General features: G+C 45.4%; 15 protein-coding genes. 8 read left to right on the top strand and 7 right to left on the bottom strand.

Annotation, left to right across the window (positions count from 1 at the left end; all coding sequences use genetic code 11):
• The first annotated feature begins 122 nt into the window (after window positions 1–122).
• Window positions 123–794, top strand: a complete 672-nt coding sequence (locus BUB59_RS14215) for a DUF4160 domain-containing protein (RefSeq protein ID WP_073231191.1) — start codon at window positions 123–125, stop codon at window positions 792–794.
• 92 nt (window positions 795–886) lie between these two features.
• Here the strand turns inward: BUB59_RS14215 and BUB59_RS14210 are convergent, their stop codons facing one another.
• The 3 genes from BUB59_RS14210 to BUB59_RS14200 form a co-directional block, all read right to left on the bottom strand.
• Window positions 887–1,882 (bottom strand): TrmH family RNA methyltransferase, encoded by a 996-nt coding sequence (locus BUB59_RS14210; RefSeq protein WP_083540355.1) that lies wholly within the window; start codon window positions 1,880–1,882, stop codon window positions 887–889.
• A gap of 79 nt (window positions 1,883–1,961) precedes the next feature.
• Entirely contained in the window at window positions 1,962–2,534 is a 573-nt protein-coding gene (locus BUB59_RS14205; RefSeq protein ID WP_073231189.1) for a 5-formyltetrahydrofolate cyclo-ligase, read from the bottom strand.
• 40 nt (window positions 2,535–2,574) lie between these two features.
• Window positions 2,575–3,735, bottom strand: a complete 1,161-nt coding sequence (locus tag BUB59_RS14200) for a ribonuclease D (RefSeq protein ID WP_073231187.1) — start codon at window positions 3,733–3,735, stop codon at window positions 2,575–2,577.
• 228 nt (window positions 3,736–3,963) lie between these two features.
• Between BUB59_RS14200 and BUB59_RS14190 the strand changes: the two genes are divergently transcribed.
• Genes BUB59_RS14190 through BUB59_RS14180 form a run of 3 tightly spaced genes read left to right on the top strand, consistent with a single transcriptional unit; the run spans window position 3,964 to window position 8,845 of the window.
• Entirely contained in the window at window positions 3,964–4,866 is a 903-nt protein-coding gene (locus BUB59_RS14190; RefSeq protein ID WP_073231183.1) for a DUF4423 domain-containing protein, read from the top strand.
• Window positions 4,867–4,874: 8 nt separating this feature from the next.
• Window positions 4,875–6,053, top strand: coding sequence for a carboxypeptidase-like regulatory domain-containing protein (locus BUB59_RS14185; protein ID WP_143160421.1), 1,179 nt, complete (start codon window positions 4,875–4,877; stop codon window positions 6,051–6,053).
• A 50-nt stretch (window positions 6,054–6,103) separates the two neighbouring features.
• Window positions 6,104–8,845 carry an ATP-binding protein gene (locus tag BUB59_RS14180; RefSeq protein ID WP_159433385.1) on the top strand — a complete coding sequence of 914 codons (2,742 nt, stop codon included), beginning with the start codon at window positions 6,104–6,106 and terminating at the stop codon, window positions 8,843–8,845.
• A 323-nt stretch (window positions 8,846–9,168) separates the two neighbouring features.
• Here the strand turns inward: BUB59_RS14180 and BUB59_RS15670 are convergent, their stop codons facing one another.
• From BUB59_RS15670 to BUB59_RS14170, 4 genes are all read right to left on the bottom strand, one after another.
• Window positions 9,169–9,339, bottom strand: coding sequence for a His/Gly/Thr/Pro-type tRNA ligase C-terminal domain-containing protein (locus BUB59_RS15670; protein WP_234980077.1), 171 nt, complete (start codon window positions 9,337–9,339; stop codon window positions 9,169–9,171).
• A complete protein-coding gene (locus BUB59_RS15665) occupies window positions 9,340–9,489 on the bottom strand; it encodes a hypothetical protein (protein ID WP_234980076.1) in 150 nt (49 codons plus the stop codon).
• The gene (locus BUB59_RS14175) at window positions 9,476–9,799 is read right to left on the bottom strand and encodes a hypothetical protein (protein WP_143160420.1); all 324 of its coding nucleotides are present in this window, start codon (window positions 9,797–9,799) and stop codon (window positions 9,476–9,478) included. Before BUB59_RS14175 ends, BUB59_RS15665 begins: the two co-directional genes overlap by 14 nt.
• Window positions 9,800–9,947: 148 nt before the next feature.
• Complete coding sequence (locus tag BUB59_RS14170; protein ID WP_073231174.1) at window positions 9,948–10,277, bottom strand: hypothetical protein; 330 nt, start codon at window positions 10,275–10,277, stop codon at window positions 9,948–9,950.
• A gap of 383 nt (window positions 10,278–10,660) precedes the next feature.
• On the opposite strand from BUB59_RS14170, the gene BUB59_RS15525 reads away from it, so the two are divergent.
• The 4 genes from BUB59_RS15525 (at window position 10,661) to BUB59_RS14150 (ending at window position 16,434) form a co-directional block, all read left to right on the top strand.
• Complete coding sequence (locus BUB59_RS15525) at window positions 10,661–11,602, top strand: restriction endonuclease subunit M (RefSeq protein ID WP_073231172.1); 942 nt, start codon at window positions 10,661–10,663, stop codon at window positions 11,600–11,602.
• A complete protein-coding gene (locus BUB59_RS15520) occupies window positions 11,592–12,614 on the top strand; it encodes an Eco57I restriction-modification methylase domain-containing protein (RefSeq protein WP_073231169.1) in 1,023 nt (340 codons plus the stop codon). The genes BUB59_RS15525 and BUB59_RS15520 overlap by 11 nt, the downstream gene beginning before the upstream one ends.
• Window positions 12,615–12,621: 7 nt before the next feature.
• Window positions 12,622–15,975: a DEAD/DEAH box helicase family protein gene (locus BUB59_RS14155; protein ID WP_073231193.1), complete on the top strand. Its 3,354-nt coding sequence runs from the start codon at window positions 12,622–12,624 to the stop codon at window positions 15,973–15,975.
• A 66-nt stretch (window positions 15,976–16,041) separates the two neighbouring features.
• Window positions 16,042–16,434, top strand: coding sequence for a hypothetical protein (locus BUB59_RS14150; protein WP_073231168.1), 393 nt, complete (start codon window positions 16,042–16,044; stop codon window positions 16,432–16,434).
• The last annotated feature ends 119 nt before the right edge of the window (window positions 16,435–16,553 follow it).

Raw genomic sequence — 16,553 nt, 5'->3', positions numbered from 1 at the left:
TGTAGATGTAAAGATTGCCTACGAATGGGAATCGGAATCGAGAGAATCATCTAGCAAGGCTGCCTAAATGCTTCCACACATGTTGATGATGCCTCGAATTGTTTAATGATTATGTTGTGTATATGTATAATGAAGCAAATACACGACATAATTTGCCGCATATTCATGTAATGAAGTCCGATATTCAGATTGTTGTTGATTTTAGTGGAAATGTGTTGGAGGGTGATTCCACTTCAATTCCTCGGAAAGATCTTGCAAAAATACTCCGCTGGGTTGGATATCATAAAGCTGAACTTGAACAGGCTTGGGCTGCCGTATCTTCTGGACTTAGCCCGCAGAAAATAGCGAATACGATTCCGCCTAGAGTCTTGAATTCTGATGAAGAAGATGGTTGCATGGCACATGATGTATCTGCCATTTATAAGTCTAGTTTGGATATTAAGGTTTGTGAAGTATTTGCCTTGCCGAATAATTTGTTGCTGTGTCAATTTGCAAAAAATGAATTCGTATTGTACGATGTGACAGAATGGCTTCGTTATCCCGCTTTTGCAAAGTTGCAGGAATCTGCAGAGTTTAGGAAGGTTTCCATTGTCTTTGGAAACCCTACCTGGCAGAATTTGAATGAAGAAATCACTGCGTATGATATCTATACGGATGGAATTAGAATTTTAAGTTTGTCAGATGTTGAATTTCTGAAGGGACTTTCTCAAAAATGGCTGGATGAGAATGATGGTGTTATGAGACTTGTCTTATCAACTTTTTTGCACGCTAAAAAAATCAATTTTGTTGCGTAAAAAAGAGCACCCGCTTGGGTGCTCTTTTCTGTTCTCATGTCTCAAGATTCATCGACTCCGCCTACGGCTTCGCTCAGAATGATATGGGAATGTTACTTTATACGTAGTCTTGCATATTCGTACAGGCCGAGGGACAGGGCTACGGAAGCGTTGTAGGAGTGTGCTTCGGGCATCATGGGGATGCGGAGGATAGCGTTGCACTGCTTCTTGATGAAGGGCGGGAGGCCTACGTCTTCGCCACCTACGGCGATGACAGCCTGATCGCTGAACTTGAAATCTGCCAGGTTGGTTTCGGTGTCTGCGTCCAGACCGAGAATCTGGTAGCCAGCCATCTTCAGTTCGCCTACAGCAGCTTCAAGATTGTTGGGGCGGCAAATGCGCATTTTCTCGAGAGCGCCGGCAGAGGTACGTGCCACGCTGGGGGTAATGCCACACATGCCCTTGGCGGGAAGCAGCAAGATGTCTACGCCCAGAGCCAGAGAGCTACGGATGCAGGCGCCCAAATTGCGGGGGTCTTCGATGTTGGTTGCAACTGCGATAAGCTTACGTTCACCCTTGTCTACGGCGGTGAAGAATTCTTCACGAACGTCTTCCCAGACCAGCAGTTCCTTTTCGTTCATGAGGGCCACCACACCGTGGTTGGGAGTGGCGTAGCTGTTCAAGATCTTGGAGTCCACCTGCTGGACATGAACGTGGGCGCGCTTGGCCAGCTTCTGCAGTTCGTACAGCTTGGGGTTTCCAGACTGGTGCATGAACAGCACGCGGTGAACCTGCATGGGGCTCTTGGTGAGAAGTTCTGTGACTTCCTTGATGCCGCCTACGGCTACCTGAGGTGCTGCATCGGCGTCACCTACTGCGGGGACGATACCGTCCTGGATGGCACGAGAGGTGTCCTGAGGTTTTTGTTCAAAGCGCGGCTTGGGGCGGAATCCTTCGCGACGTTCTCCGCTAAAACCTTCACGAGGTTTAAATTCGCGGCGTTCGCCTTCAGAGTTTTCTCGATTCTGGGGGCGGAATTCGTTGTCTTCGCGGACGCGGAACTTGGGCTGGGGTCTGCGACCAAAACCTCTGTTATTGTCAAAAGCCATTTTATACCTCTTTTTTTCGTCACTGAATCCTTCGCTACGCTCAGGATGACGTAGGGAAGGGATTCTGGATGACGTCTTGTTAATCTTTCGCGCGGCAGACGATGATCTGGTTCATCTTCACGTCGGTTTCCTTCTGTTCCAGGGGTTCCTTTTCCATCTGGAAAGGAGTGGCGATGCCTGCCTTAAATGCGTTGGGGAACTTGGCCAAGTAACGGTCATAATAACCCTTGCCGTGTCCTTTGCGTTCCCCAGTAAAGTTGAACTTGGTACCGGGGACTAAAAATACGGTAAACTCGCCGGTGTAGGGTTCCAGGTCGGCTCGGGGTTCCATAATGCCGAACTTGCCCGGGGCCAGGTCCTTTTTCAAATTCTGTATACAGTAAAACTCCATGGTGGTTTCGCCGGTGACGCGAGGGAGCAACAGGCGGCCTTCCTGGCATAGCTGTTCCACAATGGGCATGATGTTGGGCTCGCCAACTAGCGGGTAAAATGCCGCAATCTTACGGGATTCCTTGTACCCAGGTATGGCGTGAATTTCTTCCCAGGGGTTGTTGATCAGCTCGTCCCCTTCGCGTTTTTTATGGCGCGGGTCGAAAAAGGATCGTGAACCCACGACCAGCAGGAATAATGCGATAAGTATTACGTATTCCATAGGCGAATGCCAGCGTCCGGAGGAGCCGGCGGTTAAAAGTTTAGTCCGGGTCTCCTACGCGCTTGGCGTTGGGGAGGTTTTCCCTTAGAATTTCGTTCCAGATGGTGCGTTGCCAGTTCTGCAGGCGGGCTTCCTCGTAGCGGGCTTCCCAAGGCATGTTACCGGGGGCGGCAAGCCAGATGAGCTGAGCCTTATTGGCGAGAAGTGAAACTTCCACACCCAGCTGGGCAGCCTTGTCGTCGCGCCACTGCTTGAGGACGGACAGCAGGTCGGAATTGGGGACCACAGGCGGGGGAGGGGCCTTGGGCAGGCGCTCGGGCCATTCGCTTTCGGGAACGGCAAAGGCGGTCTGCAGCATATTCACGAAGGAATCCAGGCGTTCTTCCTTAAAATTACGGGGAAGCTTGGGCAGGTGATCCAGCTTGACTTCCGGCATAATCTGGAGAGCGTGTCGCACGATGGCCAGCATTAGTTCCGCGGGCATCACCTTATAGGGCGGGCGGTCCAATTCTTCGGCCTGTTTTTCGCGCCATTCCCACAGATATTTTAGGATATTAAGACCGCTGGGGCTGAAAACGTTACTGCCGGTAATGCGCCAGGGGTCCTTCTTGGGAGGGGCCGGGTTCTTGGCGTGCTCGATCAGGGCGTCGCATTGTTCGGTAAGCCAGTTCAGGCGACCGGCGGCCTGGAGCTTTTCCACCAGGATGGCGCACAGTTCGTGGAGATAGAAGGTGTCATGAATGGCGTATTCGCACATTTCCAGAGGCAGGGGACGGATGGTCCAGTCTGCGCGCTGGTTTTCCTTCTTCAGTTCATCGCCAAAATATTCACGTACTAGGTCTGCAAGGCCCAAGTGCTGTTCGCCCAATACCTTTGCTGCAAGCATGGTATCGAAAATGTGGGCGGGGGCAAAACCGTAGGTCTGCCACAGAAGTCTCAGGTCGTAATCGGCGCCGTGGAAAATCAAGGTCTGCATGGCGCGGGCCTTGAATAAAGGTTGCAAATCCAGTCCACACAGCGGGTCCACAATGTAATGGTGATCCCCGATGGTAATCTGGATTAGGCAAAGGCGAGCCGTATAATGGTACATGGAGTCGGCTTCCGTATCCACGGCAGCCATGTCATAATTCTCCAGGTCCAAGAGCAGGTTGGCTAGTGTCTCCTCGCTATCCACCAGAATGTACTTTTCGTCTTGCATCATTGTGGGGTAAAGATAATAACAAAAGTGCCTCGGAGTATTTCCCCGAGGCCCTTTGTGGTGTGGTTTTTTGGTATGTCTTAAATGTAGGTTCCTGGAGGTTCTCAAACAATACAGACGGAACAATTAGCTTTGCAATTTTTGCAAAAGTGGTTTTGGCCCTAGGGATGGATTTTTGTCGTTTTCAGTCTATCTTATTAATGGATAATTATGTAGAATTAAGAAGGACCTATGTTGAATATTGACGAAATTGGCGATTACAGAGATCTGCTCAAGAATTACTTTGCTCAGCGCAAGCTGGAGTTGCCTCTGTATTCCTACAAGATGATGGGACAGAAACTGGGACTGGAAACCAGCCAGATGTTCCGTGTTTTGAACAAGGAACTCCATCTGCCCAATCGCAGTATTCCCCTGGTAAAGGACTTGCTGGATCTGAAGGGCCGCAGTGGCGAACTGTTCGAGATTTTGGTGGCCGCCTCCAAGACCAAGTCCCCAGCCAAAAAAGACAAGCTTTATAAGATGGCCATGTCCCTGAAGGACGTGAAAATGCGTCAGCTCAACACCAACGAGCTGCTGTTTTTGGGTAAGTGGTGGATTCCCGTTGTGCGTAACCTGATCGAGATGAATAATGGTTCCGCAGTGGTGTCCCAGCTGGTCAAACAGATTACGCCGGCGGTTTCCAAGGAGCAGGTGGAAGAAGCCATCCGCGTCCTGAAGGAACTGAAACTGATTACGCCCATTGCTTCCGAACGTTTTGCAGTGGGACTTACAAACTTTACAAGTTCGGGTGCTACAAAAGTGACAGCAATTCGCAGCTATCAGAACCAGCTGTTGGCTTTGGCGCAGAATGCTTTAGCTACTATTGAACCCGAACAACGTAATATTTCCTCCTTGATGGTGGGCGTGGACGAGGATTGCTTTAACGACCTGAAGGAAATGACTTTGGAATTTAGACGCCAGGTCCAGAAGCGCGTGGAAGAAGTGCAGAAACCGACGAAGGTGATGCAGTTCCTGTTTTCTTTGTTCCCAGTGGCGGATACCGCAAGGATTGAAAAAAAGACCGCTGGAAAGGCTAATCTTGAAGTGGGCAAGGTCACTGGAAAGGCTGTCGCAGAAGGTGGAAAAAAGAAATGAGGTGTGGCATGGTATTAAAACGGTTAGGGCTGTTGACCGCAGCTTTTGCCATAGGGCTTACCGCCTGCTCGGAAACTGAGACGGCGGGCGTCAGCACTGTGGAGACGGAAAACGCCTACGTCATCCAGGTGGTGGACGAGGGAGGCGCTCCTGTATCGAATGCTTCCGCAGTTTTGCGTGTGGCGGGCTACTTGCCCGACTTTGGCGCCTTGAAGAAAGCGGATCGCCAGACTGCAGCGCTTGTGGCCAAGACGTTTACCTCGGACTCTGCGGGTTATATCCATATTGATGAACTGTTCGAAGATTCCTTGACTCTGGAGGTCTTGAATGGTAATCGTGGCGCCTTTGTGGAAATTCTTGCTGAAAGTATCCAGAAGGGAGACTCTGCGGAACTGACCCTCAATCGCCTGGGGATGATGTCCGGTAAGATCGATCTTCCCGCTGGAGAAAAATTCGCCTGGGTTCGCATCTACGGTACAGACCGTGTGGTGCAAACCGACAGCGATGGTAATTATGCCATCGAGGGCTTGGCTCCTGCGGATTATCGCGTCCAGCTATTGGTGGCCGATTCTGAAACTGTAGAGGTGGTAACGGTAAAGTCCGAGCAGCCGGCTAGCTCTTCTAGCATAAAGGAGCCGGAATCAAGCTCCTCTGCTTTAGGTTACCTCAACGTTCTGGATTTTGAAGACGGCTTGGGCTCTGTGTATCTGAAGCCTACGGATACTACCGTGACCATGTCGCCCGTAGAGGATAGCGCTGCCTTGGCGATTGTGGATGCAGGCGCTGGCCGCGAAGGTAAGGCTTTCCACTGGACCACTTCCGCAAAGACGGGGCATTGGTCCTTCATGGGCGTGTGGATGTGCTCCAGCTCCAATCCCTGCGATTTTAGTGCCATTGACTCCATTGAATACTACGTTCGCGGTACCGGCTCCTACTCCTTCAATCTGGAATCCATCATTAGCGGAAATGCCGGTAAGGCCGTTTTCCTGGATACTTTGAACGGAAGCGACGAGTGGGAGCGAGTTGTGATACGTGCTTCCGACTTTATGGAAGGGGATAGCACCTACGGTAACGTGGGCTGGGATGGCGTCATCAATCATGTGACCAATATTGCTGTTCCAGCCTATTATGATGCGGATATCTGGATTGACGATATTAAATTCTATGGTGTAAACCGGGATAATTAAAAAACACTGGCATACACATTCTGAATTGTTTGCATATATTTATGGTACAAATGAAGTGTTTGTACCATTTTTTATGTGTTTTTTTGTTGGTGGCTTCCGCATTTGGTGCGGTAGACAGTAATAAAGTCGTTCGCGTAGGCTGGTTCGAAGGTCCTTATAATTTAAAGGACGCCTATGACCGTCGTTCTGGTTATGGCTATGAATACCAGCAGAAGATTGCGGCGTACACGGGCTGGACTTATGATTATGTGGAAGATTCCTGGCCGAACCTTCTAGAAATGCTGGAAAAAGGCGAAATTGACCTTCTTTCGGATGTTTCCTATACGGTGGAACGCTCCGACAAAATGCTTTTTTCCGCACAGTCCATGGGGGAAGAGGACTACTACGCTTTTGTCCGCGCCGATAGCAAGTTTGTGACTCCGGATAATATTTTCTCTTCCAGAGGAACTGTCTTTGGCGTCAATAAAGGCTCTGTCCAGAAAAAGATTGTGGAGAGCTGGGCCAAGAAGAACCATCTTGAATATAAGCTGGTGGAATCCACGGACACGGAATCCGAAAACGCCCAGAAGTTGAATGATGGCGTATATGACGTGTTTGTGGGACTGGAATCTCTGGGACGTCTCTATAACGTGCTTCCCGTGAAGAAGGTGGGCTATTCCAAGTGCTACTTTGTGGTGAACAAGGATAGACCCGACTTGCTCAACAGTCTCGATTCTGCCATGGATTTGATTAACGAGGAAAATCATAACTACCAGCAGTCTCTATACGAACTTTATTTCAATAACGCTTCTTCCTTGGCATTCCTTAACGATCTGGAAAGGGACTGGCTTGGACGTCATGGCGTGATTCGGGTGGGCTACCGAGATGACTTTATGCCCTATGCGGGGACGGATTCCCTGACGGGGAAGGTAAAGGGTGTTCTTGGGGAATTTTTGAAGGTGATGGAACGTCGCTTCTATGGAGCGGATATTCGCTTTGAGGCGGTTCCCTATAAGGCCTTGGGCGATGCAATCTCGGATTTACAACAAGGTCGACTGGAGTGCGTTTTCCCGGTAAATATGAGCGTCTTTGAAAGCGAAAGACGAAATCTTTTACGCTCCAACAAAATTCTGAACGTAGAAATGTTTGCGGCCATTCGTAAGGGTGATGCGGATAAGTTCTCTTTGAACGATTCCATGAAGGTCTCCTTTACCGAGGGTAACATTAGCTATGGTGAATTTTTGAAGGACCATTTCCCGCACTGGAAGGTGATGAAATATGCGGGTGTGGAAGAGTGTATTCGTGCGGTCCGTATTGGCGGTACCGATGTGTTTTTGATTAATAGCCATCGTCTGAACCGTTACAACAGAATCCTTCAGGATTTTAATCTGCAGGCCATTGCGACCGGCATGAATATGGATTTGGCTTTCCTTATGAATCGCGAGGATATGCCTCTCTTTTCCATGATCAATAAGGCTAGAGGCATGATTACCGATGCTGCAGTGGAATCTTTTGTAGTGTCTAATTCTCTGGAACACAACACGGTGACTCTTGGGGAATTTATTCAGGATCATTTCTTTGTGGCCATGGGAATCATGTTTGTGATTATCTTAGTGGTGGTGGTATTCCTCCTCAAGAGCATGAAGATGGAAAAGGCCGCGGTGGCAGCCCAAAAGGCAAAGTCCATGTTCCTTTCCAGAATGTCCCATGACATCCGCACGCCCATGAACATTATTGTGGGTTTGACGGATATTGGCAAGAAGAATGGTAACGATGCTGCGAAGATGAAGGATTGCCTGGAAAAGATTAGCGTGGAATCGGTTCACTTGCAGAAACTGATCAATGATATTCTGGATATCTCCGCCATCGAAGCTGGAAAAATGCAGGTCAAACCGGCGGTGGAAAATCTTAATACCATTCTGGATAGCTTGAATATTTCCATAAAGACGCTGCTGGCCGATAAACCTATGGATTATAGCTTTGAACAGGGCCAGATTCTTTCTCCCTACATCAAGGTTGATGGCTTGCGTCTGGCTCAGATTTACGGCAACTTGCTTTCCAATGCGGTGAAGTATACTCAGATCGATGGTCGTGTGCAGTTCTTTATCTGGCAGGAAAAACGTTCCGATGGAAGGTTGGACCTGAAGGCCCGTGTCAGCGATACCGGCATTGGCATGAGTGAAGAATTGATGAAGAACATGTATTCGGATTTCTCCCGTGGGGTAGATACTCGCGTGAATAAGATCCAGGGTACGGGTCTTGGCCTTGCAATCGTGAAGCAGCTGGTTGAACAGATGAAGGGTAAGATTACGGTGGAGAGCCGCTTGAATGCGGGGACGACCTTCCTGGTTTCTATTCCGGTGGAACCTGTTGAACATGAAGAAGAACAGGTTGAATTTGAAGAAACGTTGGACGTTAATGCCGTCAATGGCATGAGGGTCTTGATTGCGGAAGACAACGAACTGAACTATGAAATTGCATGCGAACTTCTGAGCGAATTTGGACTGAATATCGTTCGTGCGGAAGACGGCGTGGCAGCAGTGGAACGATTCTCCAGGTCTCCGGAGGGCTACTACGATTTTATCCTGATGGATATGCAGATGCCTAAGATGGATGGTCTGGACGCTACCCGCGAAATTCGTAAGATGCTTCGTCCGGATGCCAAGAGCATTCCTATTGTGGCTATGACGGCGAATGCTTTTGTGGAAGACGCTCAAGCCTGCTTGGATGCTGGCATGGACGGTCACCTCCCCAAGCCTATGAACGTAATGGCTGTACTGGAGACGATTATTCGTCTGAAGAAAAACCGTTAGTGTTTTTTAATTGGAGTGCTACGCACTCCCAACGAAAAAAGGGCAGACTCTTGCGAGTCTGCCTTTTATGCATAACGTCATCCTGGAGGGGTCGAAGGACCCGATAGGATCCATTTGCTTAGCGAACAACCTTGCGGTCGTCTTCGGTCATAGCGAGGAATTCGGCAACAGTCATCTGACCCTTGGGCACACCTTCGGTGTGCTTCCCGCTGCGGCTCGGTCATACCCAAGTAAACTTGGGTGCGACTCTCGCCTTAGGCGGTAATCGCCTTCCTTACGCTTGTTGACGGAGACCTTGCCTTCGGCCATTTCCTTTTGGAGTGCTACGCACTCCCAACCGCAGCGGCTCGGCAATGGACAAATAAATTTGTCCGCTGCTCTCGCCTTGGGCGGTTGTCACCTACAATAATCTTGTACGGAACCTTCTGGAGTTCGCACTGACGGAACTTGTAGCCAAGCTTTTGACGCCTTCGGCGTCCGCGGCTGCGGCTCACCTATAAAAATACGCAAGCGTATTTTTGCAGGATTCGCCTTGCTCGCTTTTCGTTGGATTCGTCGATGTCGCGGGCCTGGACCGGAGCCAACCACAGCGGGAAATTGTCTTTGATGAGGATACCCAGGAAGCGTTTATTACTGATTTTCATGTGATTCAATAATTTCAACGGACTTTATTTCGTGCTCTAGAATTTCAGTGCAAGGACCGTATTTACCTGTGTAGATGAGACCTTCCTCTTCAAAATCGTTGTCGTCGGGGGTTGCGATTTCATTAACATGCCCAAAGAACACTTCATTATTTTTTGTTGTGATTTTTACATCCTTGTGTAGGAAAATGTCCCATTTACTTGTGGTTGGAATGTAGTTCTTGTTGTCCAGGAGTTCTCTGATTTGAGCTTCCATAACGGGAACCTGCTCACGGGTCCATCCGTAAATAGCCATTTTCTCTTCTGTTGTCATTTTGAAAAAGTCATTTGTCATTTTCTACATACCTCGGAACAAACTAAGTTCTCTATTCGATATGGCTCTTCAGAGCAACCTGTGAGAAGCAGAGAGCAGATAGGTGTTACTAAAAGCAAGTGAAGCCCGATTATTTTGTAAACACCCTTTACTTTCTGTCTATGATTTCAGCTTCGGCGTACTCTATGTCAATTTCTATGTTTTTTTGTACGTCATCTGGCATTTTGTCGTGGATGCGGTGGATTGCTGCGATAAACTCTTTTGACTGAGATTTTCGAGCGACATCGTCAAAAACTTCACAAATCCAGGAGATATCCTCCGGAGTGCATTCTGTCTCAAGTACTTTGATTGCGCTCTGGATATCTGTGACTAGATAATTGGAAAATTTATCCCAATAAATTTGGTTCCCATCATCCCAGTTTTCTGGAATTTGTTTTCGTTCTTCAAGAAATTCCTGTATTTTTTTATACTCAATCATTTGACTTCAAAAATAACCTTATTTTTTGCCCTCCGAAAATGTCCAAAAAGATTTATTTCCACCAAATTATCCTATATTCCCTGTTACATAGCTCTTGAAAGCGTCCAATGGCCTAGAGCCTGTGGAGTAAATTCTTGAGCGCCCGATTTATTGAGTATTTGCTCTAGTCTCCATTCCTGAATCGCCAAATTTCAAAGTAGTGAGAATAGGGTAAACTGCTCACGTCCCAATTGGGGCGTGGGTCGTTTGCTGTTATTGACTACGAAGGCTTTGGCGAGCCTAGGAATGCGGTAATTGCTTCAGCGACTCCACGCCTTTTTTTTGTGTCTAGCTGGACTGTTTGACTTTTTCATTTCTCCATAAACGGGGTAATGCGGAGTCAAATGAAGAAGCTTATTGATATAAACAACTATCCTGTTTCTGTAGTGCTGAACGCCCTTGTTAAAGATAAGACAACGGGCCGGAATATCATATTCGCTTCAACGATTACCACAAAGAGCGGAATTGTTTACGGAAAGACGGAACAGATTACAGCGACCATGCTACGGAATTTGGGATCAAACCTGATTCAGCCAAGAGTTGCCAAGTCCTTAGAAGCCCAGTCCATGCGAACTCGCGATAAGGCCGAGGTCTTTACACCTTCCTGGATTTGCAACAAGATGAACAACCATTGCGATGCGGAATGGTTTGGCCGAGAAAATGTTTTCAATGTTGAAGATGGACAATCCTGGAAAACCACAACGGCACGGGTCAAGTTTGTTCACGATGGGGATTGGCAGAAGTATGTGGACTCTAAACGCATTGAAATTACTTGTGGCGAAGCTCCCTACATCGTCTCACGTTATGACTCCACGACCGCAGAAATCATCCCTGTAAAAAATCGTATTGGAATTCTCGATCGCAAGTTGCGAGTGGTCAATGAAAATACTGATAATGAAGAAGATTGGCTCAAGTGGACTTACAGGGCTTTCCAGAGTGTGTATGGATATGAATACCAAGGTGACAACCTGCTGATTGCGCGTATAAACCTATTGGTGACTTTTGTGGACTACATGAAAAAGCGTTGGAATCGTGAACCCACAGATGCTGAGCTTAGAAAAGTCGCCAATGTTATCGTATGGAATTTTTGGCAGATGGATGGCATTACGGGAACGGTGCCTTTTGGTAACTGCGTTAAGGATGAGAAAAATCCAAACATATTTGATTTTGCAGTTGGTGAAAATGAAAACCATTCCGAAGAAATTGAATGCAGAATTTTTGACTGGACAAGACAGAAATCTTTGACCTATAGAAGTATCAAGGGAGGTCGTAAAAATGAAGTTTGATTTTGCAATTGGAAATCCTCCGTATCATGAAGAAGTCGAAAATAATGGTCGACCAGCTCCTGTTTATAACAGTTTTATGGAAGAAGCCTTCAAAATCGCTGGCTGTGTAGAAATGATTACGCCCGCAAGATTTTTATTTAACGCAGGACAAACTCCCAAAGCTTGGAATGCAAAACGCTTAAGCGATAAACATTTTAAAGTTGTTGACTATCAACCTGATGCTTCAACTGTTTTCCCAAACACCGATATCAAAGGTGGAGTGGCAATTACCCTAAGAGATGAAAATAAAAACTTTGGTGAAATCGGTATTTTTACTGAATTCAACGAGCTAAATTCCATCAGGAATAAGGTTTGGTCCGGTAGTGAGCAAGCATCTCTATCGGAAATATGCATTGGTGCAGTTCCCTATCGATATACAGAATTGTTAAAAAGTGAACATCCAGAATGGATTGAATTAGCTGGGGAATCGTTTGATTTAAGAACAAATGCATTAGACAACTTACATGGAAAAATTTTCTTTGAAAACAAACCCAAAGAAATGGGATTTGTAAAAATCTATGGCCTATACAATAAGAAAAGAGCTGCTTTATGGATTGCTCAAAAATATGTAGATGGCCCAAACAATTTTGGAAAACATAAATTACTTATTTCAAAAGCAAATGGGGCTGGGTCATTTGGAGAAGCATTGTCAAGTATGATTTATGCTGAACCAAATTCTGGACACACCCAATCATTCATTTCTATTGGCTCTTTTGAAAACACTACAGAAGTCAGCAATGTTGAAAAATACATAAAAACTAAATTCGCAAGAGGCTTGTTAAGTATTCTTCGAATAACTCCAGATATGACTCCTTACAAGTGGAAATACGTCCCCCTCCAAGACTTCACTTCCAATTCCGACATCGACTGGTCCCAATCAATTTCAAATATTGATCAACAGCTTTATGCCAAATACGGTTTAGATGATAAAGAAAAAGAATTCATCGAAAACCACGTAAAGGAGATGGAATAACATGGCAATGCAAAATCCAGATATCAAGACAACAAAGCCTGTTGTCCCCATGATATATGCCTATACCACTCCTGGCATTTCTTATCACGATGGCTATATCAAAATCGGCTATACAGAGCAAACCGTTGAAGAACGCATTTATCAGCAAACCCATACGGCAGGCATCAAACCGCAGCTAGAATGGCAAGGTAATGCCATGTTTGAAGATGGCTCTGGCATAATTTTTAACGACAAGTTGTTTCACGCCTACTTGCGCAAAAAAGATGTCAAACAGCCCATGGATTTGGGTAATGAATACTTCAGCAAAGATGACAGAAATGAATGGTTCTTCATTACGCCAAATGAATCAAAATCCATGTTCTACGACTTCCGTTCTAGTCGAGGACTCATTGACGTAACGGAAGATATTGTCCCATACAATCTTCGCAAAGAACAGGACAAAGCTGTTTCAATGGCCTTGGATTACAGAAATTCTCATGACAAGGCGGAATTTCTTTGGAATGCAAAGCCTCGTTTCGGAAAGACTCTCGCCGTTTACGATTTAATGAAGCGTATGGGCGCGATGAACGTCCTGATTGTAACGAATAGACCTGCCATTGCCAACAGCTGGTATGAAGACTATGCAAAGTTTATTGGTCGTCAATCCGGATATTTCTTTGTAAGCGAAGTAGATGGAATCAAAAATAAAAGATTGGTGATTCCTTACAATGAGTACGCCACCGATAAAAAATCTCGTGTGCTGAAAAATAAAAAGGCCATGGGCCTTGTCTATTTTGCATCGTTGCAGGATTTGAAAGGCTCCATTTATTTCGGAGGCAAGTTCAATAAGCTAGAAGAAATCAAGAAAACCACCTGGGACTTGCTTGTCATCGATGAAGCCCACGAAGGCGTTGATACTTACAAGACTGATGTTGCCTTTGACCAAATCAAGCGTAACTTCACATTACATCTTTCCGGTACGCCTTTTAAGGCTCTCGCAAATAACAAGTTTGCTGACGGTGCTATTTTCAATTACACCTACGCCGACGAACAGAAAAACAAGCATAACTGGGATAATTCTTCAGAAGTTGAAAATCCCTATGCAACGCTTCCGACCTTAAATCTTTTCACCTATCAGATGTCCGAGATTGTTCGCGATGAACTTTCTCAGGGAATCGAGATAAATGGAGAAACCGAGGAATTTGCGTTTGACCTCAATGAGTTTTTCAAGGTTGAAAACGGAAGATTTGTTCACAATTCTTCTGTCGATAAGTTTTTAGATGTTCTTACCAAGCAAACAAAATTTCCGTTCTCTACGGAAGAACTTCGTGATGAACTTAAGCACACGTTCTGGCTTTTAGATCGAGTTGAAAGTGCTAAGGCTCTTTCGAAAAAACTCAAAGAACACCCTGTATTCAAGGATTATGAAATCGTCCTCGCTGCTGGTGACGGACGCATTGACGACGCTGAGGAAAATAAGAAATCCTTTGACAAGGTCAAAAAGGCAATCGCTGAACATGAGAAGACGATCACTTTGTCTGTTGGACAGCTGACTACAGGTATTACCATTCCTGAATGGACTGCTGTTTTGATGCTTAGTAATGTGAAGTCCCCGTCTCTTTATATGCAGGCGGCATTCCGTGCTCAGAATCCTTGCCTTTTTCATACGGGTACAGAATACAAACGCAAAGAAAATGCCTATGTATTTGACTTTGATCCTGCAAGAACTCTGATTATCTTTGAAGAATTTGCTAACGACCTTTCGCCGAATACATCGTCGGGGCGTGGCGATATTGAAACGAGAAAGCAGAATGTTCGCGAACTTCTAAACTTTTTCCCAGTCATTGGCGAAGATGAAAATGGCGAATTAATTGAACTGGATGCAGAAAAGGTTCTTACCATTCCTCGTAAGATTAAATCTGTGGAAGTTGTTCGCCGTGGGTTCATGAGTAATTTCTTGTTTCAGAACATCAGCAATATATTCTCTGCTCCAAAAGAAATCGTTGACTTAATCAACCAATTTGAACCTGTTGACGAGCCTAAGTCTAAAACGCCTGTTACATTGTCCAGTGAAGTCAAGAAGGATTTGTCCTTGGATGAAAATGGCGATGTCAACTTGTCTGATGATTATGTCATTGGTGTTGCTGCGGATATTTTTGGACCGAAACTTTATGATGTCCAAAAACAAGTAGATGATACAATTGACGAGGTAAAAGCGTCAGAAAAGCCAGACTCCTTAAATGATAAGTTGAAGGAGCTGGTCAAAAATACTGTCGTACAGAATGTCGTACAAAAGGCTCATGACAACTATGGCAATGGTATGACTAAATCTGTTACTCGTCAAGTAGAGAGTTCATTGAATTCCAAGGTAGATGCTATAGTAGATAAGACTATAGGTCAATTCAAGATCGAATCAAATGTTATTGAGCAAGAACGCGTTGTTGCAATGCAACAGCGTGATGTGACCGGAAAAACAACCGCAGAAATTGAAACTGAATTCAAGAAAAAGCAGGATGAAGCTCTCGCCAAGTTCAGAAATGAGATGGATTCTGCCATTAACGATTTTGCAAAGGATTCTGAAAGGGAAGCCGTTAAAACCGTTGAAACTAAAATCAAGGAACGTGAACGCGATTCTATTCAAGATGGAGTTAGGGATCATCTGAGAGGTTTCTCTCGTACAATCCCATCATTCCTTATGGCTTATGGTGATGATTCCGTCACACTGGCAACATTTGACCAGAAAATCCCCAACAATGTCTTTGTTGAAGTTACTAGTATCACGTTGGAACAGTTCCGATTCTTGAGAGACGGCGGCAAGTACAAAGATTCTGAAACCGGAGAAGAAAAGGAATTCAAGGGACAGCTCTTTGATTCCATCGTTTTTGACGACTCCGTGAAGGAATTCCTTGCGTTAAAGAAAAAGCTGGCCGATTACTTTGATGAAAAAAGTGTCGAAGATATTTTTGATTACATTCCTCCGCAAAAGACCAACCAGATTTTCACGCCGAAAGATGTTGTAAAGCGAATGGTTGATATGCTGGAAGAAGAGAATCCAGGATGTTTTGATGATAAGGATAAAACCTTTATAGACTTGTATATGAAATCAGGTCTCTACATTACAGAAATCGTTAAGAGACTTTATCAAAGTCAGAAAATGAAGGTTCAGTTCCCTGATGACAAGGAGCGCCTTAAGCATATCTTTGAAAAGCAGGTTTATGGTTTAGCTCCCACAGAAATTATCTATAAAATTGCGACCAGTTTCATTCTCGGTTTTGCGGACAATACCGATGACCTAAAGCATAATTTCAAGCAACTTGATGCTCTGCCATTCGCGAAGGAAGGTACCCTGCAGCAAAAATTGGATGAATTGTTTGGAACGTGATTGATTCCTTTCTCTTAAAAAGTGTAGATTACTAGATGTGAAAATTATTCAAAAAGTAGTCTAACGATGGAATACGTAGAAGATAATACTTTGATGTTCATGGATGTGGCTAAAGACGAGAAAGGTCGTGAGGCCATTGAATATGGATATGAAACTCAGGATGAATATAAAGACCACTTAATCAGGGTGGTATTTTTGCGAGACGAACAACGCGTTTTAGATTTGTTGTTGCTTGAGTTGATGGATAAATTTGAAATGTATATCGGAAATGATTTGATGACGACTATGGAAAATAGTAAAGTACCTAAAGCTTTAGAAATTTCCAGAGAATTTGCAAATAAGGCGGAAAAATCCAAAGAGGTTTTTGAAAAATTTATCAAACAGCTTGAAAATGCAGTTGCTTTTGGAAGTGATGTGCCCGAATTCTATTTGCAAATGCATAATCCGAGCGGAATCTGAAGGATGCAAAAAAGGCCCCCAGATGGGAGCCAGCTAGGATAACTAAATTGCAACCTTCTCTTACCACAAAGAGGTTGCATTGAGTCATCTTAACCGAGAGCAAAGATACAAAATTCTTG

This window comes from Fibrobacter sp. UWEL (assembly GCF_900142535.1).
Lineage (GTDB): Bacteria > Fibrobacterota > Fibrobacteria > Fibrobacterales > Fibrobacteraceae > Fibrobacter.
Note: the sequence above shows the minus strand (reverse complement) of the source record. Positions and strands in the feature narration are given on the sequence as shown.